Annotated in this window: 20 protein-coding genes and 1 pseudogene; 11 read left to right on the plus strand and 10 right to left on the minus strand. The window is 71.7% G+C overall.

What is annotated here, in order from left to right:
• Together AB0K28_RS19795 and AB0K28_RS19800 are read left to right on the plus strand one after the other, a co-directional pair.
• Entirely contained in the window at positions 1–2,322 is a 2,322-nt protein-coding gene (locus AB0K28_RS19795) for a protein kinase (RefSeq protein WP_364371833.1), read from the plus strand.
• On the plus strand, positions 2,319–3,527 hold the full coding sequence (locus AB0K28_RS19800; protein WP_364371771.1) for a hypothetical protein: 1,209 nt from the start codon (positions 2,319–2,321) through the stop codon (positions 3,525–3,527). The genes AB0K28_RS19795 and AB0K28_RS19800 overlap by 4 nt, the downstream gene beginning before the upstream one ends.
• 111 nt (positions 3,528–3,638) lie before the next feature.
• Here the strand turns inward: AB0K28_RS19800 and AB0K28_RS19805 are convergent, their stop codons facing one another.
• The 4 genes from AB0K28_RS19805 to AB0K28_RS19820 all read right to left on the minus strand — a co-directional run bounded on the left by AB0K28_RS19805 (position 3,639) and on the right by AB0K28_RS19820 (position 8,644).
• Positions 3,639–4,553 (minus strand): ubiquitin-like domain-containing protein, encoded by a 915-nt coding sequence (locus tag AB0K28_RS19805; RefSeq protein WP_364371774.1) that lies wholly within the window; start codon positions 4,551–4,553, stop codon positions 3,639–3,641.
• A gap of 83 nt (positions 4,554–4,636) precedes the next feature.
• Positions 4,637–5,491, minus strand: a complete 855-nt coding sequence (locus AB0K28_RS19810) for a TatD family hydrolase (RefSeq protein WP_364371777.1) — start codon at positions 5,489–5,491, stop codon at positions 4,637–4,639.
• Positions 5,492–5,525: 34 nt separating this feature from the next.
• Positions 5,526–7,307, minus strand: coding sequence for a methionine--tRNA ligase (gene metG / locus AB0K28_RS19815; RefSeq protein ID WP_364371780.1), 1,782 nt, complete (start codon positions 7,305–7,307; stop codon positions 5,526–5,528).
• Positions 7,308–7,420: 113 nt separating this feature from the next.
• Positions 7,421–8,644: a glycosyltransferase family 2 protein gene (locus tag AB0K28_RS19820; RefSeq protein WP_345390371.1), complete on the minus strand. Its 1,224-nt coding sequence runs from the start codon at positions 8,642–8,644 to the stop codon at positions 7,421–7,423.
• Positions 8,645–8,743: 99 nt separating this feature from the next.
• Between AB0K28_RS19820 and AB0K28_RS19825 the strand changes: the two genes are divergently transcribed.
• Positions 8,744–10,300 (plus strand): hypothetical protein, encoded by a 1,557-nt coding sequence (locus AB0K28_RS19825; protein WP_364371783.1) that lies wholly within the window; start codon positions 8,744–8,746, stop codon positions 10,298–10,300.
• On the opposite strand, the gene AB0K28_RS19830 is transcribed toward AB0K28_RS19825, so the two are convergent.
• The gene (locus tag AB0K28_RS19830) at positions 10,227–11,780 is read right to left on the minus strand and encodes a phospholipid carrier-dependent glycosyltransferase (RefSeq protein ID WP_364371786.1); all 1,554 of its coding nucleotides are present in this window, start codon (positions 11,778–11,780) and stop codon (positions 10,227–10,229) included. The genes AB0K28_RS19825 and AB0K28_RS19830 overlap by 74 nt on opposite strands.
• 43 nt (positions 11,781–11,823) lie before the next feature.
• Positions 11,824–12,693, minus strand: a complete 870-nt coding sequence (gene rsmI, locus AB0K28_RS19835) for a 16S rRNA (cytidine(1402)-2'-O)-methyltransferase (RefSeq protein ID WP_364371789.1) — start codon at positions 12,691–12,693, stop codon at positions 11,824–11,826.
• A gap of 57 nt (positions 12,694–12,750) precedes the next feature.
• On the opposite strand from rsmI, the gene AB0K28_RS19840 reads away from it, so the two are divergent.
• The 3 genes from AB0K28_RS19840 (at position 12,751) to AB0K28_RS19850 (ending at position 16,697) form a co-directional block, all read left to right on the plus strand.
• A complete protein-coding gene (locus AB0K28_RS19840) occupies positions 12,751–14,379 on the plus strand; it encodes a phospholipid carrier-dependent glycosyltransferase (protein WP_364371792.1) in 1,629 nt (542 codons plus the stop codon).
• Between the two features lie 112 nt (positions 14,380–14,491).
• Entirely contained in the window at positions 14,492–15,685 is a 1,194-nt protein-coding gene (locus AB0K28_RS19845; RefSeq protein WP_364371795.1) for a hypothetical protein, read from the plus strand.
• Between the two features lie 76 nt (positions 15,686–15,761).
• Complete coding sequence (locus AB0K28_RS19850) at positions 15,762–16,697, plus strand: DUF5996 family protein (RefSeq protein WP_364371798.1); 936 nt, start codon at positions 15,762–15,764, stop codon at positions 16,695–16,697.
• Between the two features lie 186 nt (positions 16,698–16,883).
• On the opposite strand, the gene AB0K28_RS19855 is transcribed toward AB0K28_RS19850, so the two are convergent.
• Together AB0K28_RS19855 and AB0K28_RS19860 are read right to left on the minus strand one after the other, a co-directional pair.
• On the minus strand, positions 16,884–18,122 hold the full coding sequence (locus AB0K28_RS19855) for a sigma-70 family RNA polymerase sigma factor (protein ID WP_364371801.1): 1,239 nt from the start codon (positions 18,120–18,122) through the stop codon (positions 16,884–16,886).
• 11 nt (positions 18,123–18,133) lie between these two features.
• A complete protein-coding gene (locus tag AB0K28_RS19860) occupies positions 18,134–18,544 on the minus strand; it encodes a YciI family protein (RefSeq protein ID WP_364371804.1) in 411 nt (136 codons plus the stop codon).
• Between the two features lie 113 nt (positions 18,545–18,657).
• Between AB0K28_RS19860 and AB0K28_RS19865 the strand changes: the two genes are divergently transcribed.
• Together AB0K28_RS19865 and AB0K28_RS19870 are read left to right on the plus strand one after the other, a co-directional pair.
• A complete protein-coding gene (locus AB0K28_RS19865; protein WP_364371807.1) occupies positions 18,658–19,434 on the plus strand; it encodes an alpha/beta fold hydrolase in 777 nt (258 codons plus the stop codon).
• A 320-nt stretch (positions 19,435–19,754) separates the two neighbouring features.
• Complete coding sequence (locus AB0K28_RS19870; RefSeq protein ID WP_364371810.1) at positions 19,755–20,924, plus strand: Cmx/CmrA family chloramphenicol efflux MFS transporter; 1,170 nt, start codon at positions 19,755–19,757, stop codon at positions 20,922–20,924.
• On the opposite strand, the gene pip is transcribed toward AB0K28_RS19870, so the two are convergent.
• On the minus strand, positions 20,911–21,861 hold the full coding sequence (pip, locus tag AB0K28_RS19875) for a prolyl aminopeptidase (protein WP_345390402.1): 951 nt from the start codon (positions 21,859–21,861) through the stop codon (positions 20,911–20,913). The genes AB0K28_RS19870 and pip overlap by 14 nt on opposite strands.
• A 157-nt stretch (positions 21,862–22,018) precedes the next feature.
• Between pip and AB0K28_RS19880 the strand changes: the two genes are divergently transcribed.
• Positions 22,019–22,801, plus strand: a complete 783-nt coding sequence (locus tag AB0K28_RS19880) for a hypothetical protein (RefSeq protein ID WP_364371813.1) — start codon at positions 22,019–22,021, stop codon at positions 22,799–22,801.
• 5 nt (positions 22,802–22,806) lie between these two features.
• On the opposite strand, the gene AB0K28_RS19885 is transcribed toward AB0K28_RS19880, so the two are convergent.
• A complete protein-coding gene (locus AB0K28_RS19885; protein ID WP_364371815.1) occupies positions 22,807–24,027 on the minus strand; it encodes a cytochrome P450 in 1,221 nt (406 codons plus the stop codon).
• A 130-nt stretch (positions 24,028–24,157) separates the two neighbouring features.
• Here AB0K28_RS19885 and AB0K28_RS19890 point away from each other — a divergent pair, with 130 nt between their 5' ends.
• Positions 24,158–24,634 (plus strand): GNAT family N-acetyltransferase, encoded by a 477-nt coding sequence (locus AB0K28_RS19890; protein WP_345390416.1) that lies wholly within the window; start codon positions 24,158–24,160, stop codon positions 24,632–24,634.
• A gap of 307 nt (positions 24,635–24,941) precedes the next feature.
• Positions 24,942–25,959 (plus strand): annotated as a pseudogene (locus tag AB0K28_RS19895) (rhamnogalacturonan lyase); the annotation flags it as partial.

Genomic DNA, 25,959 nt, shown 5'->3' on the forward strand with positions numbered 1-25,959 from the left:
ATGGAGCCAACGGGCGCCGCGCCGCTCCGGCCGACCGACTTGCGGGAGATCGGGCCGTACCGGTTGCTGGGCCGACTCGGCGAGGGCGGCATGGGGACCGTGTTCCTCGCCCGCGCGCCGACGGGGCGTTTCGTCGCACTCAAGGTGGTGAAGGCGGAGTTCGCCAACCAGGAGGGGTTCGCGGCGCGCTTCCACGCCGAGGTCGAGAACGCCCGGCGGGTGGCGTCGTTCTGTACGGCCCAGGTGCTGGACAACGGCAACACCGGCGACGGGCGGCCGTACATGGTCACCGAATACATCGCGGGCACTCCCCTGTCCGCGCAGATCACGAACTACGGGGCGCTCGATCCCGGGCCGCTGCACGGCGTGGCGCTGGGGGTGGCGGCGGCGCTGGCGGCGATCCACGTCGCCGGGCTGGTGCACAGGGACCTCAAGCCGGCGAACGTGATCCTGTCCATCTCCGGGCCGCGCGTGATCGACTTCGGGATCGCGCGGGCGCTCGATCGTGAGACGGGGTTCACGATGTCCGGCGAACTGCTGGGCAGTCCGGGGTGGTGGGCGCCCGAGCAGGTACGCGGGGAGGCCGTCAGTCCTGCGGCCGACATCTTCGCGTGGGGATGTCTGGTGGCTTACGCCGGGAACGGGCGGCATCCGTTCGGGCGCGGCGACCCCATCACGCTCGCCACCCGCGTGCTCAACAACCCGCCCGACCTGGGAGCGCTGCCCGCGCCGCTCAACGAGCTGGTACGCCGGGCCACCTCCATGGACGCCGCCCTCCGGCCCAGCGCCCAGGACCTGCTGATCGCGCTGGTGGGCGGCACCGCCCCCGCCCCCACGACTGCTGCTCCGGTCGCCGACCCGCCGACGCTGGTGGCCACCGAGATGCTCGGCGAATGGGAGCCCCCGCAGAACGTCGTCAACGAACCCGACATCACCGCCACCTTTACCACCCCACCCCCTAGCGACGCGACCGGGGTGAAGGGTGGGGCGGTCGCCCCAGAGGCCGTTACGGGGCCGGGCAGCGACTCAGGGGTCCCAACCGGACCGGGCGCCGGCTCGGGGGCCGTTACCGGACCGGGCAGCGGCTCAGGGGTCGCGACCGGGCCAGGTGCCGGCTCGGGGGCCGTTACGGGGCCGGGCAGCGGCTCGGGGGTCGCCACCGGGCCGGGTGCCGGCTCGGGGGCCGGCAGGCAGCGGGGGGTTCCGCCTGCGGCCTCCGGCGCCGGTGCGGCGGGTCCCTCGCCGAGCGCGCCCGAGCACGACCAGGCGTCCATCGAAGAGCGGGCGCGCCGGGAGGAAGAGGCGGCCAAGGAGGAGCTGGCCCGCTGGAAGGTGCCCGGCCAGACAGAACCCCCTACGGGTGCCGGGCGGGTGCTGGGGCTCTTCTCCTTCGGCAAGCGGTCGCGTGGAGCCGGCCAGGAGGACGGTGCGCCCTCCCAGCCAGGCGCCGACCAAAACGTCGGGACGGCGCGGGGAGGCGGCGAGTCAGCACCGGCCGGTGAGCCGGCGGGGGCCGGTGGGCCCGCGCAGGGCGATGGGGCCCCGTCCCGGAGCGGCGGAGCCGCGTCGGACAGCGGGCCCGTCCCGCGCGGTGAAGCCAGGCAAGGCGGCGGACCCCTGCCGGGCGGTGAAGCCAGGCAAGGCGGCGGACCTCTGCCGGGCGGTGAATCTCTGCCGGGCGCTAAGCCTCTGCCGGAGGGTGTTCTGCCTGGGCGGAGATTAAACGCGGAGACCCTGCCTGGGACGCGGGCTCCCCTGGGTACGCCCGTCGACGAGCCCGACACGCTCAACGGGACCCGCGCGCCGGGTACGCGGTGGCTCATCGCCGCTGTGGCGGCCGTGGCGGCGATCGTGGTGACGGTGGCGGTGCTGATCGCGACGTCCGGGCGCAACACGCCCATCACCGCGAACCAGGCCGCTCCCTCCCAGGTCGCCGGCAGCGCGAAGCCCAACGACGTGGGCCGCAGGTTCGCGCTCGGCCCGAACTTCGACGACCCGGTCGCGATCGTGGCGGTGGCGCCGGAGTGCGGGCTGAAGACGTACCAGGACATGTCTGCCGCCAAGGGACAGCTCTGCGTGGTCCGCTGGACGATGATCAACCCGGGCGGCGAGCGGCGCGAGCTGGTCCAGCCCGTGGTGACGATGGTGGACGACCGGGGCGCCGAGCACGACGCGGCCGCGCTCACGCTGCCCCCGGCCATCCTGCCGGGCGGGCGGCTGGACAGCGCGTTCGTGTTCGACATGGCGGCCTACCGCAGGCCGGTGACGATGACGGCGACCATGCTCGAGAACGGGCAGCAGATCGAGGTGGCGCTGGGATGATCAGGGCGTTGGTGCCGCTCATCGGGCTGCTGGCGGCGATGACGGGAGTTCCGGCCGTGGCCGGCCCGGCCGTGGCCGACACGGCCGCGTGCGCGGGCGCGGCGGACTTCGACGGTGACGGGGTGGACGACGTCGTCGTCGGTGACCCGTTCGGGGACGAGCAGAAGGGGGCCGTGCACGTCCTGTCGGCGGGCAAGGTCGTGCCGGTCGCGGTGCCGGGGCCGGCCAAGGGCGACGGGTTCGGCTGGTCCGTACGTCTGGCGCAGGTCAACGGCGACGCCTGCGCCGACCTGGTGGTCGGGGCCCCGTACGCGGACGTGGACGGCGTCGAGGACGCCGGCGCCGCGTACGTGATCTTTGGCGGCCAGGCCGCTCCCCCGCTCCTCCTGACCGCGACGCAGCCGCAGCGGTTCGGGCACTTCGGCTGGTCGGTGGCGGCCCGGGGCGACCTGGTGGCGATCGGGGCGCCGTACGAGGACGAGGGGGACCTGCCCGACACCGGCGCCGTGTACGTGCGCAAGGGCGCGGGCGAGCTGCGCCGCATCAGCCAGGAGAGCGTGGACGTGCGGGGCAACAGCGAGGTCGGCGACCAGTTCGGCTGGTCGCTGGCGTTCGGCCCGGAGAACGCGCTGGTCGTCGGCGTCCCGTACGAGAACGACGACGGCCTGGGCCGCCAGGTCGAGGACGGGAAGATCGACTCGGGCTCGGTGGTGTTGATCGACGACGTGCTGGCCGCGAAGCTCGCCTCGGTCAAGATCGACTCCCCGACCGGCGCCTCGGGCGACCGGTACGGCTACGCCGTCGCCTACGCCGAGGGCTCCGGGTACGCGATCAGCTCCCCAGGACCCGGCTACGTCGACCTGCTCGGCCCCGACAGGAAGCCCGTGCGGCGGGTGGAGCAGGGGGGCAAGGAGGCGTTCGGGTTCTCGATGGCGGCCTCGGCGGACGGCCGGCTGGCGATCGGCGCTCCCTACGGGGGCGGCGTGCGGGTGGTCTCCTGGAAGGACGCGGAGGAGGACCGGCGGCTGGAGGACGCGGACGGGCTGTTCGGCTCGGCGGTGGCGTTCAGCGGCAACAGGCTGTACGTGGGCCAGCCGGACGCCCGGCCGTACGGCCGGGTCGCGGTGGCGGGCAGGAACGCCGAGACGCTCCAGCCGCTCCAGCCCGCGAAGGGCGCCGACTTCGGCATCTCCCTCGCCGGCTGAAGCGCCCCTTGTCAGGAGCCCCCGCCGGTCGACCGGCGGCGGGGACCAGGCAGGGAGCAGACCGGGAGCAGACCGGGAGCAGGCAGGGAGCAGGCAGGGAGCAGGCGGTGGTCAGGTGGTGGGGAAGAGGCGGTCGCCGCAGGCCGGCCACTGCCCCTGCCACCGCCCGCCCACCTGCTGGTAGAGCACCTGAGCCCGGTACGTCTGCTCCTCCTCCGGCCACTCCGACGGCAGCCCCATCCCGCCCACCGACTCCCACACCGGCAGGCTGAACTGGTACATCCCGTAGTAGGGCCCGTCCGCGTTGTACGCCAGCGGATCCCCGTGCGACTCGCAGTGCGCCAGCGCCTTCCAGTCGAGTTTGACCACGTCGCGCGGAATCGGCACGGCACGCGGCGGGGTGACCGTGATGACCGTCCCGTCCTTGGGGAAGCTGTCGAGCGGCGGATCGACCAGGTAGCCGCGCCGCACCGGGATGCCCTGCCGGCGCAGCACCCCGCGCACGGTCCGCGCGGTGGTGCGGGAGGTGCGCCTGGTGTTACCGGTCATCACGTGCACCTTGCGCCGCGTGTAGAAGGTCAGGGACATGCCTTCGAGCGGCACCTCGTACGCGGGCGGCGCGGACAGCCGGCCGGCGGCGGGGGTCAGGTCGAGCTCGGCGAGGGCGTCGCCGACGTTGGTGGCGGTGACGAGGTGCCTGCTGGTGTGGCCGTCGAGGGTCAGCGTGATGGGACGCGCGCGGCGTACCTCGATGGTGGCGCCGTCGGTGACCTCTTTGTGGGCGGCGGGACGTACGACGTCGCCGAAGCCCAGCGACACGCCGGTGTCGTCGAGCACCTCGCCGACGGTGACCGCCATGGCGTGGACGGGCCTGCGCTCGCCGTCCACGATCACCGTCACCTCTTTGACGAGCAGCGACACGGTGACGAGCGCGCCGACGGCCACCGCGCCTGCCGTGCAGACGACGGGCGTCCACGGGGAACGCCACGGGAGCGGCGGACGGGGCGCACGCCTCTTTCCTCGCAACGGGGCCACCTCCGAGTAACCGGAAACGGCCCGAACGCTAGCGGGGGCGGCGCGGGCGCCCGGAAAGCTTCACCGAAAGATGGTCACCACTCGCCGAAGACCGTGATTCCGTTGCCGCTGATCGCCTCGCACAACCGGTCAGGATGGACGTTCTTGACCTCGGCGAGGCAGCGCAGGGTGAGCGGGATGAGGTAGGGCGCGTTGGGCTTGCCGCGGTGCGGGACCGGCGGCAGGTAGGGGGCGTCGGTCTCGACCAGCATCAGCTCGGCGGGCGCGACCGCGGCGGCCTCGCGCAGGTAGGAGGCGTTCTTGTACGTCACCGGCCCGGAGAAAGACATGAAATATCCGGCCTCGGCGCACTTTTTGGCCATCTCGGCGTCCCCGGAGTAGCTGTGGAACACCACGACGTCCGGCGCCCCCTCGGCGGCCAGCACCTTCAGCACGTCGTCGTGCGCCTCGCGGTCATGGATGACCAGCGCCTTGCCCGTCCGCTTGGCGATCTCGATGTGCGCGCGGAAGCTGGCGTGCTGGTCGTCCTTGCTCGCCCAGTCGCGGTAGTAGTCGAGCCCGGTCTCGCCGACGGCCCGCACCTCGGGCCGCCCGGCCAGCGCCTCGATCTCGGCGAGCACCTCAGGGGTGGCCGCGTGGGCCTCGTTGGGGTGGATGGCCACCCCGGCGTGGACGTCGTCGTGCCCGGCCGCCGCGTCGGCGTTCCAGCGCGAGGAGGCGAGGTCGTAGCCGATCGTGACGAGCCGCGTCACCCCGACCGCGCGGGCGTCGGCGAGAATGCTGCGCACGCTGGCCTCGGACGCCTGCGCGGCCTGCGCCACCGGGTCGCCCGACGACGCCTGCCGGTTGCCCACCATGATGTCGAGGTGGCAGTGGCTGTCGAAGACGGGCGAGGAAAGCGGCTCAGGCGCGGCGGGAAGCTTGCTCACGGGATCTACGGTAGCCCCCGCCGCGCGGCGCCGATCAATCGGCCAGCCGGGCCAGCTCCTCGTCGACGACCTTCGGGTCGAGCTTCTTGAACAGCGGCGACGGCGGCGCGAGCGGGATGCCCGGCTTGATCGGCCGGTGCTCCCAGCGGGCGGCGCCGTCGTATTCGCCGGTGATGACGGGGTAGGGCGTGCCGCCGTCCTCGTCGACCTCGCGGATCTCCGGCATGCCGGACCACACGCCCTCGCCGCCCAGCATCGCGTGGACCTTGTTGGAGGAGCCGGGCAGGAACGGCGTCAGCATGGTCTTGGCGTCGTCGACGACCTGGAGGGCGACGTGCAGGATCGACTTCTGCCGCTCAGGGTCGTCCTTGAGCTTCCACGGCTCCTGCTCGGCCAGGTATCTGTTGGCCTCGCGGACGACGTCGAACGCCTCGGTGATGGCGTTCTTGAAGCGGGAGCGGCCGAGCTCGGCGCCCACGGGCCCGAACGCGTTGCGCGAGCGCTCCAGCAGCGCCCGGTCGGCGTCGGTCAGGTGGCCCGCCTCGGGCACCGCCCCGAAGTTCTTCGCCGCCATGGAGATCGACCGGTTGACCAGGTTGCCCCACGCGGCCACCAGCTCGCCGTTGTTGCGGTTGACGAACTCCTGCCAGGTGAAGTCGGTGTCCTGGTTCTCGGGGCCGGCCACGGCGATGTAGTAGCGCAGCGCGTCGGCGTCGTAGCGGGCGAGGAAGTCGCGGACGTAGATGACGACCTGCCGCGAGGAGGAGAACTTGCGGCCCTCCATGGTGAGGAACTCGCTGGAGACCACCTCGGACGGCACGTTGAGCGCGCCGAGCGAGCCCGGCGAGCCGTCACGGGCGCCGATGCCGTTGTAGCCGAACAGCATGGCCGGCCAGATCTCGGCGTGGAAGACGATGTTGTCCTTGCCCATGAAGTAGTAGCCGCGGGCGTCGGGATTCTGCCACCACTGGCGCCAGGCGTCGGGGTCGCCCGAGCGCCTGGCCCACTCGATGGAGGCGGACAGGTAGCCGATGACCGCGTCGAACCACACGTAGAGGCGCTTGTTGGGCTGGTCGCGCCAGCCGTCGAGCGGGATCGGCACGCCCCAGTCGAGGTCGCGGCTGATGGCCCGGGGCTGCAGGTCGCCGAGCAGGTTGAGGGCGAACTTCAGCACGTTGGGCCGCCACTCGCCCTGCTTGGACTGCAGGTAGGAGCCCAGCACCTCGGCGAAGGCGGGCAGGTCGAGCATGAAGTGCTCGGTCTCGACGAACGTCGGCGTCTCGCCGTTGATGCGGCTCTTGGGGTTGATCAGCTGGATCGGGTCGAGCTGGTTGCCGCAGTTGTCGCACTGGTCGCCGCGCGCGCCGTCGTAGCCGCAGATGGGGCAGGTGCCCTCGATGTAGCGGTCGGGCAGCGTGCGGCCGGTGGACGGCGAGATCGCGCCCATCGTGGTCTTCGGGAAGATGTAGCCGTTGGCGTGGAGGCCCTTGAAGATCTCCTGCGTGACGGCGTAGTGGTTCTTCGTCGTGGTCCTGGTGAACAGGTCGTAGGACAGCCCGAGCCCGGTCAGGTCTTCGGCGATGACGCGGTTGTAGCGGTCGGCCAGGTCTTTGGCCGACACGCCCTCCTTGTCGGCCTGCACCTGGATGGGTGTGCCGTGCTCGTCGGTGCCTGACACCATCAGCACCTTGTTGCCCGCCATCCGCTGGTAGCGGCTGAAGACGTCGGACGGCACGCCGAATCCGGACACGTGCCCGATGTGACGGGGGCCGTTGGCATAGGGCCACGCAACGGCGGTCAAGATGTGCTGGGACATGGTTCCAAGCCTACGGGGTCGTTGGCGATCGTTTGTTCCGCGACTCCCCCTCGCGAAGGGGGCACGCGCGGGCCGGCGGAGCCTGGTGGCCCCGCCGGTGTGCGCGGGCGCATCTAGTGCTTGGTGGTCTCTTCGAGCGAGAGGTTGGCGGCGGCCTCCTCGGCCGCGGCGGCGGCGTTGTCGACGGAGGTCTCGCGGGTGCGGCGGATGCCCAGGATGCTGATGAACAGCGCCGCGAAGATGGTCTGGAAGCTCATGACGAGCGCGGTCGCCGACGGCACGACGATGCGCAGCGACTCGCGCGGGTCGAGCTCGCCGAAGCTGCGCACCTTCCAGTGGACCAGCGACATGACCAGGCCGACGAGACCGGCCAGCGCGAGCAGGCCGCCCGCGATGAGGCCCTTCTCCAGGCTCACCATGTCGATCAGCCGCCTGATGCGCGGCGACTCGGGCAGGAAGCCCTCCTCTGCCGCGTAGACCTTGGTGAAGACGGCGAACAGCGCCGCCTGGAACCCGATCACCACCAGGGCGGACGAGCCGACCAGCGTGTCGACGTCGAAGGCCAGCTCGCCGATCTCGACCGGGCCGAACGTCAGCGCGGTGCCGGCCACCAGGCCGATCACCATCATGAGCACGCCGGGGTAGAAGAACAGCCACTTGGGGCTGTAAAGGAGCAGGAAGCGCAGGTGGCGCCAGCCGTCGCGCCAGGAGCGCAGGTGCGGCGGCCTGGAGCGGCCGTCGGGCGAGAGCGTGGTCGGCACCTCGCGTACGTCGAGACCCGACAGCGTCGAGCGGACCACCATCTCGGAGGCGAACTCCATGCCCCCGGTCTGCAGCTGCAGCCGCAGGATGGAGTCGCGGCGGAAGCCGCGCAGCCCGCAGTGGAAGTCGCCGATCGCCGAGGGGAAGAACAGCCGCCCGATGAACGACAGCACCGGGTTGCCGAGATAGCGGTGCAGCGGCGGCATGGCGCCGGGCGCGATGCCGCCCTTGAAACGGTTGCCCATCACCAGGTCGGCGCCGTCGCGCAGCTGCTCGACGAACGGCAGCAGCGCGGTGAAATCGTAGGAATCGTCGGCATCGCCCATGATGACGTATTTGCCGCGAGCCGCCCGGATGCCGCCCATGAGGGCGTTTCCGTAGCCCTTCTCATCGACATGGACCACGCGGGCACCGGCGTCGCGGGCGAGCTGCTGCGAGCCGTCCGTGCTGCCGTTGTCGGCGATCAGGACCTCGCCCTCGATGCCGTGCTCCTCCATGCACGCCAGGGCCTTGCGCACACAGACTTCCACGGTCTCCGCCTCGTTGAGGCAGGGCATGACCACCGTCAGTTCCACGTGTCTACCCTTCAGTTAAGGCTCTTCCAGTGAACCATGATGCCCTGAACGTGACGGTGGTCGGGCACGGACCCGGAAACGACTGGCATTCTTTACAACATGGTGAGCGTCGCGGAGATTACCCCTGTGGACCACTCCGCCGCAGGTCGGGCAGCACGTCTGCTGTCCATGGTGCGCAGGCATCGGGTGTTCGCCGCGGCCTTCGGCGTCGGTGCCGTGCTGCGGCTGATCACCATGCTCGGCTACGGGCCTGCCATGTGGTTCAACGACTCCTACGAGTACGTCTCGGTGGCGCTGCACCCGCGGCCGCACCCGATCAGGCCCGACGGCTACAGCTTCTGGCTGATGCTGCTGCAGCCGTTCCACAGCTTCTCGCTGGTGGTGTTCACCCAGCACCTCATGGGCCTGGCCACGGCCTGCCTGATCTACGCGCTGCTGCGGATCAAGTTCAGGCTGCCGAAGTGGGGCGCCACGCTGGCCGCCGCGCCGGTGCTGTTCGACGCCTACCAGATCCAGCTCGAACAGCTCGTGATGTCCGACACGCAGTTCACGCTGCTGGTGGTCGGCGTGATCACGCTGGTGCTGTGGAAGCGGCGCCTGTCGTGGAAGGCGGGCGCGGTCGTCGGCTTCCTGCTGGCGCTGACCTGGCTGACGCGCTCGATCGGGCTGCCGATCCTGGCGCTCGTGGTGCTCTATCTCATCGTCAAGCGCACGGGGTGGCGGCCGATCGCGGCGGTGGTGACGGCGTGCGCGGTGCCGGTGATGGCGTACATGGGGTGGTTCGCCTCCGCGTACGGCAAGTTCGCCATGACCAACAGCGACGGCCTGATCCTCTACATGCGCACGGCCATCTTCGCCGACTGCAACAAGATGGACATCGACAAGTACAAAGAGGTCCAGCTTCTGCTGCTGTGCATCAACGACCCGGTCAATCAGCGCAAGGACTACGCACAGTGGTACCTGTGGGGGCAGGGCAACGGTGACGGCACCGGCACCGGCGAGGTGCTGCACCGGTGGGGCGCCAACAAGAAGTGGAGCGAGATCACCAACGACGCGGCCAGCGCGTTCGCCACGCGGGCGATCCTGTCGCAGCCCGGCGACTATCTGAAGGTGGTCGCACGCGACTTCTTCCGCTCGTTCCACTGGGCGAGGCCGCGCTTCCCCGACGAGTCGACGTACAACATGTACCAGTTCAAGCCGTACGTCGAGATCGACGGCAACGGGCAGCCCAAGCGGCTGCCGAAGTGGTCCTCCTACGCGGGCGGCCGCACCGACACCGACGCGTTCGCCTACGAGCAGGGCCCGCCCGAGACGCGCGTCGTGCACCCGTGGGCCGACATCATGAGCGGCTACCAGAAGGTCTTCTACCTGCGCGGCATCATGCTCGGCGGCATCCTGCTGATCGGCCTGTACGGCGTGGTCGTGCGCTGGCGCAAGTTCGGCGGCCCCGTGGTGCTGCCGTGGCTGGGCGCGGTGGGCCTGCTGCTCGCGCCCGCGGCGACGGCCGAGTTCGACTACCGCTACGTGTTGCCGGCCGTCCCGCTGGCCTGCATCGCGGCGGCGATCACGCTGCGCCGCGGCGTCACGTGGGCGAACTGGTCGAAGTACTCACCCAAGAGGAGAGCAGCATCCGCGCCCAATACTGCGCGTAGCTGATGGTCTCGGCGCTCAGCACGGGCTGCAGCCACCAGAAGTTGACGAGCACGATGAGCGCGAACGCGCCGACGACGGCGGCGCCGACGGCCCTGCGGGCGGGCGGCGCGTCGCGCCTGCCGATGACGAGCCCGGCCACCAGCACGACGGCCAGCACCATGAACGGCAGCACGGGCGCCATGTAGAACAGGTACATCGTGCGGTTGTCGGCGACGGCGTAGTAGAACCACGGCAGCCAGCCGGCGGCGTAGGTGAGCAGCACGGCGCCCGCCCGCCAGTCGCGGGTGGCGGCGTACCACGCGACGAGGGCGACGAGGGCGACGGCGGAGCCGTACCAGAGGGCGGGGGTGCCGACGCCGATCACGGCCTGGGCGCAGTCGGCGGCGCCGCAGCCGGACTTCTCGCCCTCGTAGAAGAAGGCGACGGGGCGCAGCAGCAGCGGCCACGACCACGGCTCCGACATGTACGGATGCGGCGTCTCCAGACCGCTGTGGAAGCCGAGGACCTGAACGTGGTAGTCGAGCCAGGAGCGGACGGAGTCGAAGGCGAAGAACAGCGGGTTGCCCGAGGAGGTGGCCTGGTCCCAGTTGCGCCCCCAGCCGCGCGAGGTGGCGAACCAGCCGCTCCACGAGGCCACGTACGTCAGGGCCGGCACGAGGGCGAAGGCCCCTGCCGCGCCCGGCCCGTCGTACGCCAAAGTCCCCCTGTACGCCTCGCGCGCCCCCAGAGCCCGCCTGGCCCCGGCGTCCCACACGAGCGACAGCAGCGCGAAGGCCAGCAGGAAGAAGACCCCCGACCACTTGACCGCACAGGCGGCGCCCAGGCACACGCCGGCCGCGAGCCGCCAGGGCCGCAGCCCCAGCCGGGGCCCGCGCAACAGCGCGGCGTCATATCGGCCGGCCAGCCGGGCCCGCATGTCGTCGCGGTCGGCCACCAGGCAGGCGAACCCGGCCAGCACCCAGAACGCGAGGAAGATGTCCAGGATCGCCGTGCGCGAGAGCACGAGGTGCAGGCCGTCGAGCGCCAGCAGCAGCCCGGCCAGGCAGCCGAGCAGCGTCGAGCGGGTCATCCTGCGCGCCACCCTGGCGAGGATGAGGATGGTCAGCGTGCCGGCCACCGCCGCCGCGAAGCGCCAGCCGAAGGGGTTCATGCCGAACATCCACTCGCCGGCCGCGATCATCCACTTGCCGAGCGGCGGGTGCGCCACGAAGGACGCGCAGTCGTCGGGCTGCGGGCACTGCTTGAAGATGTCGAGGTTGCCGGCCAGCAGCCGCCGGTCGGCGATGGGGTTCTTGGCGTCGCCGAGCATGGTGCGCTCGACGCCCTCGGCGAGCAGCGAGTAGGCGTCCTTGACGTAGTAGGTCTCGTCGAAGACGACGGCCTTGGGCCTGCCGAGGTCGATGAAGCGGAGCAGGCCGCCGAAGACGGCCACCGCGAGCGGCCCCAGCCAGCCGGCGAGCGCGCCACCCTGGAACGGCGGCACCAGCCGGCCCGGTGATAACCCCCAATTACGCACCCTGCGCACCTTACGGGGTGGGGGTCTTCCCGTGCACGAGGTCGTAGAGCTCCCGCTTGGGCATGCCCGCCTCCTTGGCCACGCCGGCGACCGCGGCGTTGCGCCGCTCCCCCTCGGCGACCCTGCGCTCGACCTCCGCGACCAGCGCCTCGGGGTCCAGCTCGACGTCGCCCGGCACGTGGCCGGCGACCACGACGGTGATCTCGCCCTTCACACCGCCCTCCGCCCACGCGGCCAGCTCGCCGAGTCCGCCCCTGCGGACCTCCTCGTACGTCTTGGTCAGCTCGCGGCACACCGCGGCCCTGCGGTCGGGCCCGAACGCCTCGGCCATCGCCGCCAGGCTGCTCGCCAGCCGGTGCGGCGCCTCGAAGAAGACCATCGTGCGCTCCTCGGTGGCGAGCGCCTTGAGCCGGCGGGCCCGGTCGCCCGGCTTGCGCGGCGGGAAGCCCTCGAAGCAGAACCGGTCGCTGGCCAGGCCGGAGATCGCGAGCGCGGTGGTGACGGCGCTCGGCCCGGGCAGCGCCGTGACTGGCACGCCGGCCTCGACCGCGAGGCTGGTGAGGCGGTAGCCGGGGTCGGACACGCCCGGCATGCCCGCGTCGGTGATCACCACCACCGTGCGGCCCTGCTTGAGCGTCTCCAGCAGCTCCTGCGCGCGGCCCGCCTCGTTCTGGTCGTAGTAGGACACCACCCGGCCGGTCAGCTCGACGCCGAGGTCGGCCGCGAGCCTGCGCAGCCGCCTGGTGTCCTCGGCCGCCACCACGTCGGCGCCCGCCAGCGCGTCGCGCAGCCGTGGGGAGACGTCACCCACCTGACCTATGGGGGCTCCTGCCAGCACCAACCTGCCGTTCCCTGTCACCTGACCATTGTGGCAGGGCATCCCAATTAGACCGTGTTTCTTGGGTAACCACCGCTCTGGGGCCCGTACGATGTCCGAATGGCGGTGACCGATTCTCCGTACCAGGCCTTCGAGCAGCCGAAGGACCCAGGCCCTTCCGAGGCTCGGTCCGTACGCGATCGTGTCGTGCCTCCCATGCGGGGCAGCGTGCTCTGGGGATGGATCGGGCCGCTGCTGGTCACCCTGTTCGGCGGGATCCTGCGCTTCCTGCAGCTCGGCGACCCCAAGGCCGTGGTGTTCGACGAGACGTACTACATGAAGGACGCCTTCTCGCTCATCACCCACGGCGTCGAGCACGTCACGATCAAGGACGCCGACAAGACGATCATGTCCGGCGGCACCGACATCTGGCAGGCGTGCGGCCAGCAGATCGACAAGTGCGCCTCCTACGTCGTGCACCCGCCGCTCGGCAAGTGGATGATCGGCGCCGGCGAGTGGATCTTCGGGCTCAACCCGTTCGGCTGGCGCTTCGCCGCCGCCCTCATCGGCACGCTGTCCATCCTCATCCTCGCCAGGGTCGCCCGCAGGATGACCCGCTCCACGCTGCTCGGCTGCTTCGCGGGCCTGCTGCTGGCGCTCGACGGCCTGCACTTCGTGCTCTCGCGCACCGCGCTGCTCGACATCTTCCTGATGTTCTGGGTGCTCGCGGCGTTCGCCTGCCTGGTGGCCGACCGTGACCAGGCGCGCGAACGGCTGGTCACCTGGTACGAGCACTCGCCCGTCTCCGTGTACGGCCCGTCGCTGGGCATCAGGTGGTGGCGGATCGCGGCCGGGGTGTGCCTGGCCTTCGCGATGTCGGTCAAGTGGTCGGGGCTGGCGTTCCTGGTGGCGTTCGCGGCCATGTCGCTGCTGTGGGACGCCGGGGCCCGCCGCGCGCTGGGGCTGCGCCGGCCGTACGTCGGGGCGTTCAACAAGGACCTGCCGCAGGCGACGCTGGCCTTCGGCGTGGTGCCGTTCGTGGCGTACATGGCGACCTGGATCGGCTGGTTCGCCACCGCCACCGGCTACGGCCGCAACTGGGACCAGGCCACCTCGTCGGGCAACCCGCTGTTCTTCCTGGTCGACTCCATGCGCTCGTGGATCCACTACCAGTGGCAGGTCTTCACCTTCCACAGCGGCCTGGAGACCCCGCACAACTACATGTCGGAGCCGTGGTCGTGGCCGCTGCTGCTGCGCCCCGTCGCCTTCTACTACGAGGGCAAGAAGGGCGGCTGCGGCGCCACCGACTGCTCCGAGGCGGTGCTCGGCGTCGGCACGCCGGTGATCTGGTTCGGGGCGCTGGCCGCGCTGGTGGCCCTCATCGCGTGGTACGTCTCCTCGCGCGACTGGCGGGCGGGGGCGGTGCTGCTCAGCTACGCGATGGGCTGGCTGCCGTGGTTCTACTTCGCCATCGCCGACAACCGGACGATGTTCCTGTTCTACGCCATGCCGATGGTGCCGTTCATGGTGCTGGCCATCACGTTGTGTGCGGGGCTGCTCATCGGGCCCGCCACGCCGACGGCCTCCGGCGCCATGCCGTTGCGGCGTACCGTCGGGGCCGCCGTGGTCGGCGCGTTCACGTTGCTCGCGCTGATCAACTTCTGGTGGCTGCATCCCGTACTGACCGGCGAGTTGCTCTCGTACACGGAGTGGAAGGCCCGCATGCTCTTCGAGAAACGGTGGATATGATCACGTTACAGTCGGCCCGATAGGGATTTCTTAGGTAGTCGCTGTGCAAGACCCAATACGCACCGGTTTCGGTCATCGTCAGGCCCGGGGTCGATACGGCAAACTTCGAGGCATGAGTGCACCGGATGTCACCGCCCTTCTCGCCGAGTTGGAGCGATCTCAGCCGGATCTGGCCGAGGAGGCCAGGACCGCCGTCGAATGGTTGACGGGTGGGGAGCCACTGGAGACGGTGACCCAGCTCGACGTCTGCGAGTTCCTCTGGTACACGTTGCCGCTCAAGGTCGGGCCGCAGGGTGGCGACCACGAGCGGCTGGCACGTTCGCTGGGGCAGCTGCTCCGGCTCGGCGGCTTGGACCGTTACGCCGAGTTGTGCGTGTCTCCGACCACCGTCCAGATCCTGCGCACCTACGCCCGCGAGGGCGAGGACGCCGGCACCAGCGCCTACCAGCAGGCCCTCGAGGCCACGGGCGTGCTCCCGCCCGACGTTCCCGAGCTGCAGTGGAGCATGATCATGGGGCCTGAGGAGCTGGGCGCGCACATCGCCTGCTCAGCGGCCCTTGAGCTGGCCATCGTGGCCGGCGAGGACGTCGACCGCACCGCGCTGACCCGGCGGTGGCTCACCGAGCCGCGCTCCGACCTGGGCGGCGACAGCTGGCTCAACCGGGTGCACGGCGAGCGGCTCAACCGCTGGGTGCTGGGCCGCGGCCCGGCGCGGCGGGAGCTGGCGCAGCCGTTCGAGGTGCGGCTGCACGCGCCGGTCTCGCCGCAGCCGCTGCCCGCCCTGCACCGGCTGCTGTCGGTCGCCGCCTCCGGCGAGACGCTGCCGCTGCGGCTCGCGCCGTCGCCCGAGGCGCTGCGGCTGCGCGATCTGGCCGAGCGCGAGCTGGGCGCGATCCGCCGCGACGGCGCCAAGCTGTCGATCACCGACTACGGGCTGCGGCTGCTGCATTCGAGGTCGGCCATGTGGTCGGCGGTCACCCGGCTGCTGCTCGCGCGGGGTGAGCACGAGTTCGAGGTGTCGGCCAGGGAGGCCGCGCTGATGCTGCTCGCCGACGGCACGCTGATGTCGCCGGCCAAGCTGATCGGGCGGGTGGCGGAGGTGGTGGGCGGCGAGGGCTGGCATCCGGCGACGAGCGTCGAGGACGTCACGGGCCCGGTGACCGACCTGGTTGCCCAGCTCACGGCGCTGGGGCTGGCGTTCAGCGACGAGCTGGCGGTGCGGATGGACCGCCCCGGCCAGCTCGCGGCGCTGGCGGCGCTGCGGGCCCACGCGCTGCGGCCGAGGAAGTACGTCAGCTCCGGGTGACGACCCCTGGCATCTGGGCAAATACTCCGAGTAGTTACGATTGTCGGGAAATGCCCTATGTCGGAGGGGGACCGTCATGGAGCTGTTCCCGGCCATGCCGCTGGCGGAATGGACCGAGGCAAAGGAGACCTTCCACAGGTTCGCACAGATCGTAGGAAAGATCAGGCTGGCGTCGAGCAACCGGCGCAACCACTGGTGGCAGGTGCCGTTCCACCCGACCGGGCGCGGGCTCACCACCCGCCCCATGGGCGGGCTCGGCGAGCAGCCGCTGTTCTGCGTCGACTTCGACCTCGTACGCCACCGCCTGGTCATCGACGTGTTCGACGGCCGCAGCGCCGAGTTCAGCCTGATCGGCAGGAGCGTCGCCTCCTTCTACGAGCGGCTCTTCGAGACGCTGGCCGGGCTGGGGATCCGGCCGGAGATCTGGGCGGTGCCGTTCGACCTCGGCGACGACACGCCGTTCGCCGAGGACACCCTGCACGCACGCTACGACCCGATGCTCATCAACCGCTACTGGCGGATCCTCTCGCAGGTCGTGCAGCTGCTCGACCGGTACGCCGCCGACTACGCCGGCAAGACCAGCCCCGTCCACCACTACTGGCACACCTTCGACATCGCGGTGACCAGGTTCACCGGGCGGGTCGTCAAGGTCTCGCCGGAGACCGACCCGGTCACGCGGGAGGCGTACAGCTGGGAGGTGATCAGCTCGGGGTTCTGGTTCGGCGACAAGGAACGCCCCTGGCCGGCGTTCTACTCCTACACCGCGCCCGAGCCCGAGGGGCTGGCCCGCGAGCCGCTGCGGCCCGCGCAGGCCGAGTGGATCCCGGCGCGCGGCAGCCACCTGGCCGTCCTGCGCTACGACGACGTGCGGGTCATGGAGGACCCCGTGGGGGCCGTGCTGGAGTTCCTCGACAGCGCCTACCAGGCGGGCGCCCGGCTGACCGGGCTCGACATGGCGGCCCTGGCCTGCCCCGGCGGGGTCACCGACCCCTACTACGAGCAGCGGGCCTGAACACACGTGAGCGCCCGTCCTCCGAAGAGGGCGGGCGCCCGACGTGTGCGTACCGGTGTGCGTGTCGCCTCTCGGCGAAAGGCACAACGCGGCTCCAGCCGAACGGTAGTCCGCGAAGGCAATAGGTGAGGCCCGGGGACACTGGGCACACCGGCCACGATTCATGTAACCACACCTGGGGCCGCATCATTCCCGGCCGCGCCGGTCGATCCTCGATGCCCTGCCGCGCAGGTAGCGCTGCTGGGGCAGGCTCAGGGCCCGCGAGGCCGCCTCCTCGTACGCCTCCCGCGCCCCCGCGAGGTCGCCCGACATCTCCAGCAGGTGCGCGCGCACCGCGAACAGCCGGTGGTCGCCGGCCACCCGCTCGTCGTCCCCGAGCCGGTCGAGCAGCTCGAGACCGACGCTCGGGCCGCGGGCCATGGCGGCGGCGACGGCGTGGTTGAGCGCGACGACCGGGTTGTCGGAGATGCGCATCAGCAGCTCGTACAGGGCGGTGATCTGCGGCCAGTCGGTCTCCTCCGGCGTGCGCGCCTCGTCGTGCAGGGCGGCGATGGCCGCCTGGAGGCAGTACGGCCCCGGCTGCGCCATGGGCAGGGCCTTCGTCACCAGCTCGGTGCCCTCGGCGATGGAGGCGGCGTGCCACTTCGACCGGTCCTGCTCGGCCATCGGGACCAGCTCGCCGTCCGGCCCCGTACGCGCCGGGCGGCGCGCGTCGGTGAGCAGCATGAGCGCCAGCAGCCCGGCCGCTTCTGGATCGTCCGGCAGCAGCCGGTGCACGACGCGGGCCAGCCTGATGGCCTCGTCCGCCAGCTCGGCGCGGTGCAGCTCGGGGCCCGACGTGCTGGCGTACCCCTCGTTGAAGATCAGATAGAGCACGTGCAGCACCGCGGCCAGCCGCTCCTCGCGCTCGGCCTTGCCCGGCAGCCGGAACGGCTGCCCGCTGTCCTTGACGCGCTGCTTGGCCCGGGTGATGCGGCGGGTCATCGTGGGCTCCGACACCAGGAACGCCCGGGCGATCTCCGCCGTGCCCAGACCGCCCACCGCCCGGAGCGTGAGCGCGACCTGCGCGGGCGGCGTCAGCGACGGATGGCAGCACAGGAACAGCAGGATCAGCGTGTCGTCACCGGCCGCCTCCTGCCGGTCGGCGGCGGGTGAGAGCCACTCGTCCGGCAGCGCGCGGGCGGCGACCGCGTCCTCGCGGCGGCGGCGCGCCTGCTCGGCGCGCAGCAGGTCGGTCAGGCGGCGCGCGGCCACGGTGATCAGCCAGGCGCGCGGATCGTCCGGCACGCCCTGCTCGGGCCACTGCGTGGCCGCCGCGAGCAGCGCCTCCTGCACGGCGTCCTCGGCGGTCGCGAAGTGACCGTAGCGGCGCACGAGCGCGCCGAGCACCTGCGGCGCCAGCTCGCGCAACAGGTGCTCGGACACCGCCCCGCCGTTCAGAACGCCATGTCCTCGACCGACTCGATGATCGGCCGGATGTCGGCGAACGCGTCGGCCCCGTCAGGCGACGGGCACTGGCCCAGGCGCAGCGCGATCTCGGTCGCCCTGTCGTAGCTCGCGCACTCCACCACCCAGTAGCCGGCCAGCACCTCCTGCGTCTCCGCGTAGGGGCCGTCGGTGACGAACGGGGCGCCGCCTCGCAGGCCCACCCTGCGGGTGTGCACCGGGGCCGCGAGGCCGCGCGTCTCGACCAGCTCGCCCGAGTCCTCCAGCTCCTTGTTGACCTCCGTCATGAACGCGTGCATGGCGGCCACGTCCTCGGGCTTCCAGGCGACGCCGCCGGTGTCCTTGCCGGCCATCTCGTCGTAGTTCCGCTGGGACGCGTACGAAAGGATCATGAACTTCATCGGTTTCGCCCTCTCTCTGGTGCCTTCAGCAGAGACGTCGGAGCCGTGGACGCGTACCGGACATCATGCCGCGAATTTTTCTCCGCGCGTTTCCTTGCGGCAGTATCGGAGGCGTGCCATACGCGACGACGCCCGACGGGGTGAAGCTGTCCTACCAGGTCCGCGGCCATGGGGAGCCGCTCGTGCTGCTGCAGGGGCAGGCCAACGACCACCGCTGGTGGGACTCCGTACGGGACGACTTCGCCGCCTATCGGACGATCACCCTCGACTGGCGGGGCACGGGCGGCAGCGACAAGCCGGACGAGCCGTACACGACGCGCGGGTTCGCCGCCGACGTGCTGGCCGTGCTCGACGACGCCGGAGTGTCGCAGGCGCACGTGTACGGCACCTCGATGGGCGGGCGGGTCGCCCAGTGGCTGGCCGCCGACCACCCCGGCAGGGTGGGGGCGCTCGTGCTCGGCTGCAGCTCACCCGGCGGCGCCCACGGCGTCGAGCGGAGCAACGACGTCCGCAGGTCGCTCGCCCAGCCCGACCGCGCCGCCGCCGGACGGGCCCTGCTGGAGCTCATGTACACGCCCGCCTGGCTGGCCGGGCATCCCGGCCCCTACTTCACGATCGGCGACCCTGGCATGCCCGCCCACGCCCGCCGCCGCCACCTGGCCGCCAGCGCCGGCCACGACGCCTGGGACGCGCTGCCCCGCATCACCGCGCCCACGCTCGTCGTCCACGGCACCGACGACGTCTTCAACCCGGCCGCCAACGCGCCCCTGCTGGCCGAGCGCATCCCCGGCGCCTCGCTCCAGCTCATCGAGGGCGCCAGGCACGCCTACTTCGAGGAATTCCGGCACGTCGCGAGCCCGACGGTGCTCGACTTCCTGGCCGCTTATTGAGTGGACGACCGGGGCGCGGCGTTGCTACGGTGCCGCGCATGGCCGGCCCCGAGGCATCAAGACGCCAGCCACCGGTCGTCCGGTGGCTGACCCGCCTGCCCCTCCATGTGAAGGGGCCGCTGCGGCATGGCCCGATCCCCCGGCTTCTCCTGACGCCGGGCCGCTGATCTCGCGCCCGTCCGGCTCCGCCTGATCTCGGCTGATCGCGCCCGCCATCCGGACCACCGACGACACAGGTCCCTGCCCAGTTCCTTCATCCGCGCGGGACGTCTCCCCCGCGCTCACCTGTGCCGGCCCATGTCCGGGTCGTGGAGTTTCTCATGCCTTTCGTGGTCTATCTGCTCGGGCTGGCGGTCTTCGCCCAAGGGACGTCCGAGTTCATGCTGGCCGGGCTGGTGCCCGGGATCGCCCGTGAGCTGGGCGTGTCCATTCCCGCCGCCGGGCTGCTCACCTCGGCCTTCGCCGCCGGGATGGTGGTGGGCGCGCCGCTCATGGCGGTGCTGAGCCTGCGCTGGTCCAGGCGGTCGGCCCTGCTGTCCTTCCTGGTCGCGTTCCTGATCGCCCACGTGGTCGGCGCGGTCACCACCGACTACGCGGTGCTGCTCGCCACGCGGGTCGTGGCGGCGCTGGCCAACGCCGGGTTCCTGGCGGTGGCCATGGCCACGGCGATCGCGCTGGCCCCGCCCCACGCCAAGGGCAGGGCCACGTCGATCCTGCTCAGCGGGGTCACGATCGCGTGCGTCGCGGGGGTGCCGGGCGGCGCGCTGCTCGGCGAGCTGTGGGGCTGGCGCTCGGCGTTCTGGGCGGTGGCCCTGGCGCTGGTGCCGGCGATCGTCGCCGTGCTGCGGTCGGTGCCGGGCGGCGCTCCCGGCGGCACCGTACGCGGCGAGGCCCGGGCCCTGCGCCACCCCAGGCTCCTCGTCCTCCTGCTGCTCGGCGCGCTGGTGAACGGGGCCACCTTCAGCACGTTCACCTACCTCGCGCCGCTCCTCACCGGCGTCACCGGCATCGCCCAGGTCTGGCTGCCGGGCCTGCTCGCGCTGTTCGGGCTGGGCTCGTTCGCCGGGGTGACGATCAGCGGCCGGCTCGCCGACACCCGGCCCAAGGTCCTGCTGGTGGCCGGCGGGGTGGCGCTGGCCGCGGGCTGGGCGCTCTTCGGGCTGGTGGCAGGGGTGCCAGTGGCGGCGGTGACGCTCGTCCTGGTCCAGGGGACGCTGTCGTTCGCGGTCGGCTCCACGCTCATCTCCCAGGTCCTGTACGCCGCCGCCACCGCGCCCACGCTGTCCGGCGGCTTCGCCACGGCGGCGCTCAACGTGGGCGCGGTGCTCGGCCCCTGGCTGGGCGGCCTGGCGATCGGCGCGGGCCTCGGCTTCCGCTCGCCGCTGTGGGTGAGCGCGGCCCTGGTGACGCTGGCCCTGGCGGTCGCCGCCGCCGCCCGCCCGTACCACCGGGCGGAGCCCGCCCGGGCGCGTCCGGTCAGCGAGGCGTGAAGCGCTCGATGGCGGCGTCCACGGCCTTCCTGAACGTCCCGCTGCCGGTGTGACCGGAGTCGTCGATGACGGTCAGCTCCGCGTCCGGCCAGACCTGGGTCAGCTCCCAGGCCGTGTTGAGCGGGCTGCTCAGGTCGAGGCGGCCGTGGATCAGCGCGCCGGGGATGCCGGCCAGCCGGTGCGCGTTCCGCAGCAGCACGCCCTCCTCCAGCCAGGCGGCGTGGGCGAAGTAGTGGGAGCAGATCCTGGTCAGGGCCAGCACGTCGGCGGGCGGGCGGTCGCTGTAGGCGCCGGGTGCGCCGTTGACCTCCATCGAGATCACCGCGTCCTCCCAGGTGACCCAGTCGATGGCGGCCCGCTCCCTGACCTCGGGGTCGGGTCCTGACAGCAGCCGCGCGTACGCCGCCACGAGGTCGCCGTCGCGCTCCTCCGGCGGCACGCCCTGCCTGAACCGCTCCCACTGCTCGGGGAAGAAGCGGCCGACGCCCCGGTAGAGCCAGTCGATCTCGGAGCGGCGGGTCATGGTGACGCCGGTGATGATGATCTCCGAGACCCGCTCCGGGTACGTCTCGGCGTAGGCCAGGATCAGCGTCGAGCCCCACGAGCCGCCGTACAGCAGCCACTTGTCGATGCCGAGGTGCTCGCGCAGCCGCTCCATGTCGGCGATGAGGTTGTGGGTGGTGTTGGTGGTCAGGTCGGTGTCGTGCTCGGCGGCGTGCGGGCGGCTGCGGCCGCAGTTGCGCTGGTCGAACAGGACCGTGCGGAACACCTCTGGGTCGAACCTGCGCCGTGAGCCGGTCGAGCAGCCCGACCCCGGTCCGCCGTGGACGACCAGCACGGGCTTGCCGTCCGGGTTGCCGCAGGTCTCCCAGTAGACGAGGTTGCCGTCGCCGGTGTCGAGCAGGCCGTGCTCGTACGGTTCGATCGCGGGACGCAAGGGGGCTCCTCTCAGATGTAACAGCGCTTCAATATATCGGCCGCCGCCGAGTCCCCGATCACCGGTAAAGAGGGCTAGATCCAACTATGGAGTAATCGAACCACCACTAAGGGTAATGATCGCAACAGTAAGTCGATCATCACTCATGGGGAGCAACATGTACAGGCAGGCCATCGCCGTACTGACCGCCACGTCCGCCGCCCTGCTCGCGCCCGCCGCGACCGCACACGCGGAGGACGATCCGGCCGTCACCCGCACGGGATGCAGCGACGTCGACGGCATCAAGATCAATGTGCAGCCGCCACCGCCCTTCACAGGGACGGTGACCGCCGACGACATCCGCGCGCTCATGGAGTCGATCGTCGCCGGCAGCTCGCTCCAGGGCTTCTTCGCGCCGGGGAACGAGGCCGAGGCCGCCGGCGAAGCCGCCGCCGGAGCCGCCGCCGGAGCCGCCGCTGAGGGCACGCCGCTGTCCGCTGCCGGCCCGACCCTGCCGCCCATCCCCAACCTGCCGCCGCTGCCCTGGCCCTTCCCCTCACCCAGCGTCACCCCGTCACCGGGGACGAGCCCCGCCGCGGCCGCCACCCCCGCCTCGCCCGACACGCGCGTCGAGACCATGCTCGAAGCCCTCGTCGACCGGGCCATCGCCTGCGCCCGCAGCACCAGGACCCCGAGCGCCCAGGAGGCGCGGACCCCGGAGACCGTCACCCGCTACCTCGAAGCGCTCGTCACCAAGCCGGTGTGCGCGGGCAACCCGGCGCCCGCGCCCATGCAGACCCCGGCCACGCTGCTCGACGTCCTGGGCGTGCCGCGCCTGCTCGACACCGTGCTGTCCAGCCCGCTGTTCTGCGTCCGCCCGGCCGACGCGAACAGCGCCACCGAGTCGGTCCTCGACACGCTCGGCATCATCCACGCCTTCGACGAGCTGCTCGCGGGCTGAGCCGGTCAGGCGGGCGGGCCGAGCAGCACGGGCAGCTCCAGCGGCCCCTCCGTGATCAGCGAGGACGTGTACGCGATCTTGTCGGGCGGCACCGCGAGCCGCAGCTCGGGGAAGCGGGCGAACAACGACGACAGCGCGATCCGCAGCTCCAGCCTGGCCAGCGGGGCGCCCAGGCAGAAGTGCGGGCCACGGCCGAAGCCCAGGTGCGCGTCCGGCTCCCTGGAGGCGTCGAAGGCGGCCGCGTCGCCGCCGTACCTGGCCGGGTCCGAACCGGCGGCCGAGAGCGCGACCGCGATGGGCTCGCCGGCCCTGATCGCCGTCCCGGCCACCCGCACGTCCTCGCGCGGATAACGGAACATCACGGTGAGCACGGAGTTGCGGCAGCGCAGCGCCTCCTCGACCAGCTGCTCCCATGAGCCGTGCGCCCGTACCCGCTCCAGCTGGGCCGGGTCCGCGCACAGGGCGATGACGGTGTTGGCGATGAGGTGCACGGTCGTCTCGTGCCCGGCGATGAGCACCACCCACAACAGCCCCACCATCTCCTCGTGGGAGATGCGGTCGCCCTCCTCTTCCTGGACGCGGATGAGCCCCGTCGTCAGGTCGTCGCCGTCGCCGTCGCCGCGCTTGCGCCCGATGAACTCGCTCAGGTACGCCAGCAGCCCACCACCGGCCGCCGCCGCCTCGGCGGGCTCGGCGACGTGCGACAGCAGCACGTTCGTCCACTCCCTGATCCGGTAGCGCTCGTCCTCCGGCACCCCGAGCAGCTCGCAGATCACCGCGATCGGCAGCGGCTCGCCGAACTCGCGCACCAGGTCCACCTCCTCGCCCGCGCGCGTCAGCCGGTCGAGCAGGTCGTCGGTGAGCTGCTGGATGCGCGGCTCCATGGCGGCCACCCTGGCCGGGGTGAACGCCTTGTTGACCAGGCCGCGCAGCCGCCGGTGGTCCTCGCCGTCCTTGGTCAGCAGGTGGTCGCCCTCGATGAGCTGGCGCAGCGGCCAGTCGGGGGCGATGGTGCCGTCGTGCAGGGCGGTGAAGGCCGCCGGGTTCTTGCCGTAGACCGTGCCGTCGCCGGTCAGGACCTCGTTCACGGTGTCGTACGAGGTCACCATCCAGGCCTCGACCGCGCCCGGCAGCTCGATGCGGACGACGGGGCCGCTCTCGTCCCTGAACCGGCTGAGCGTCTCCGAGGTGCGTTCACCGGGGACAGGAAGCTGCCGTGGTTCCACTGGGACCTCCCCATGGCCGACGTCACTCCACCATCCGCCGCCGCCCGCCACCGGCCAAGACCTCTGCGCTGTCACCCCCAGGCGATCAACACCTGCCGACCCGGACACATCCCACCCCTAAGGTGACGGGATGGACGCCATCGAGACCTCCCGGCTCACGCTCGTACCCCTGCGCCCCGAGCACGCCTCCGAGATGGCCGGGGTGCTCGCCGACCCGGCCCTGCACGCGTTCACCGGCGGGGCGCCGCTCAACGCCGTGGAGCTGCGCGCCCGCTACGAGCGGCTGGCCGCCGGGCCGCCCGGGTGGCGCAACTGGGTGATCCGGCTGCGCGCCGAGGACTGCCTGGTCGGGTACGTGCAGGCGACCGTCGAGGGACGTACGGCGGAGGTCGCCTGGGTGGTCGGCACCGCGTGGCAGGGCCGCGGCCTGGCCAGGGAGGCCGCGGTGGCGCTGGTCGAGCGGCTCGCGGACGAGGTGGACACGGTGATCGCGCACATCCACCCCGGGCACGCGGCCTCCCAGGCGGTCGCCGCCGCGGCCGGCCTGCGGGCGACGTCGCAACGGCAGGACGGGGAGGTCCGCTGGGAGCTGCCGGCCGGGAGCTGAGACGGGGGAGGTCCGCTGGGAGCTGCCGGCCGGGAGCTGAGACGGGGAGGTCCGCCGGGGACGGGGCGGTCGCGAACTTGCGGACAGGGGTTGAGACGGGGGCGGCTGATGGCTTTAATACGCGCGGGCTCCGCCCCGCCCGTCGCCCTGGCAGAAGAGGAGCAGCTGTGAACGTCTCCGCAGGTCAGCGAATCTCTGAGATCGTCGGTGCCAGTGTGTTAGCGCTACCACGCCACCGTACCGCCGCATGAAAGTTTCTTCTCGCCCATTGGGAAAGCGCTTACCCCGAGCTGCAAAGGACCCCAGAATGCGCTTGAGCCTGGCCGCCGCGGCCGCCGTCCTAGCCCTGACCTCCACCGCCGTCGCCGCCCCCGCCCACGCCGCTCCCGCCAAACAGATGGAGGACCTGGACCGGGGGCTGATCAGCGTACGCTCCGGGTCGGGCAACCTCGTCTCCTGGCGGCTGCTCGGCACCGACCCCGACGGCGTCACGTTCAACCTCTACCGCGGCTCCACCCGGATCGCCTCCGGACTGAGCGGCGGCACCAACGTCCTCGACAGCGGCGCCGCCGCCGACGCCTCGTACACCGTGCGGGCCGTGGTCAGCGGCAGCGAGCAGGCCGCCTCCCCCGCCTCGCTCCGCTTCACCGGCGGCTCCTACCTGGACGTGCCCATCCAGCCGCCGTCCGGCGGCACCACCCCCGACGGCGTCTCCTACTCCTACAGCGCGAACGACGCCTCGGTGGGCGACCTCGACGGCGACGGCCGGTACGAGATCGTCCTCAAATGGGACCCGTCCAACGCCAAGGACAACTCCCAGTCCGGCTACACCGGCAACGTCTTCGTGGACGCGTACCGCCTCGACGGCACCCGCCTGTGGCGCATCGACCTGGGCCGCAACATCCGCGCCGGCGCGCACTACACGCAGTTCCAGGTCTACGACTACGACGGCGACGGCCGGGCCGAGGTCGCCATGAAGACGGCCGACGGCACCAGGGACGGCCGCGGCACGGTGATCGGCAACGCCGGCGCGGACCACCGCAACTCCAGCGGCTATGTGTTGTCCGGCCCCGAGTACCTGACGATGTTCAACGGCCAGACCGGCGCCGCGATGTCCACCGTCAACTACGACCCGCCGCGCGGCACGGTGTCGTCCTGGGGCGACAACTACGGCAACAGGGTGGACCGCTTCCTGGCGGGAACGGCGTACCTGGACGGCTCCCGTCCCTCCCTGATCATGGCGCGCGGCTACTACACCCGCAGCGTCATCGCCGCCTGGGACTTCCGCAACGGCTCCCTCACCAAGCGCTGGACGTTCGACAGCA

This window comes from Nonomuraea sp. NPDC049504, assembly GCF_040676845.1.
Classification (GTDB): Bacteria; Actinomycetota; Actinomycetes; order Streptosporangiales; family Streptosporangiaceae; genus Nonomuraea; species Nonomuraea salmonea.

What these genes read in the sequence shown, in the direction of transcription:
- AB0K28_RS19795 (WP_364371833.1), top strand. Translation starts at nt 1, where the DNA reads ATGGAGCCAACGGGCGCCGCGCCGCTCCGGCCGACCGACTTGCGGGAG.
- AB0K28_RS19800 (WP_364371771.1), top strand. Translation starts at nt 2,319, where the DNA reads ATGATCAGGGCGTTGGTGCCGCTCATCGGGCTGCTGGCGGCGATGACG.
- metG (WP_364371780.1), bottom strand. Translation starts at nt 7,307, where the DNA reads ATGTCCCAGCACATCTTGACCGCCGTTGCGTGGCCCTATGCCAACGGC.
- AB0K28_RS19825 (WP_364371783.1), top strand. Translation starts at nt 8,744, where the DNA reads ATGGTGAGCGTCGCGGAGATTACCCCTGTGGACCACTCCGCCGCAGGT.
- rsmI (WP_364371789.1), bottom strand. Translation starts at nt 12,693, where the DNA reads ATGCCCTGCCACAATGGTCAGGTGACAGGGAACGGCAGGTTGGTGCTG.
- AB0K28_RS19840 (WP_364371792.1), top strand. Translation starts at nt 12,751, where the DNA reads ATGGCGGTGACCGATTCTCCGTACCAGGCCTTCGAGCAGCCGAAGGAC.
- AB0K28_RS19845 (WP_364371795.1), top strand. Translation starts at nt 14,492, where the DNA reads ATGAGTGCACCGGATGTCACCGCCCTTCTCGCCGAGTTGGAGCGATCT.
- AB0K28_RS19850 (WP_364371798.1), top strand. Translation starts at nt 15,762, where the DNA reads ATGGAGCTGTTCCCGGCCATGCCGCTGGCGGAATGGACCGAGGCAAAG.
- AB0K28_RS19860 (WP_364371804.1), bottom strand. Translation starts at nt 18,544, where the DNA reads ATGAAGTTCATGATCCTTTCGTACGCGTCCCAGCGGAACTACGACGAG.
- AB0K28_RS19870 (WP_364371810.1), top strand. Translation starts at nt 19,755, where the DNA reads ATGCCTTTCGTGGTCTATCTGCTCGGGCTGGCGGTCTTCGCCCAAGGG.
- AB0K28_RS19880 (WP_364371813.1), top strand. Translation starts at nt 22,019, where the DNA reads ATGTACAGGCAGGCCATCGCCGTACTGACCGCCACGTCCGCCGCCCTG.
- AB0K28_RS19890 (WP_345390416.1), top strand. Translation starts at nt 24,158, where the DNA reads ATGGACGCCATCGAGACCTCCCGGCTCACGCTCGTACCCCTGCGCCCC.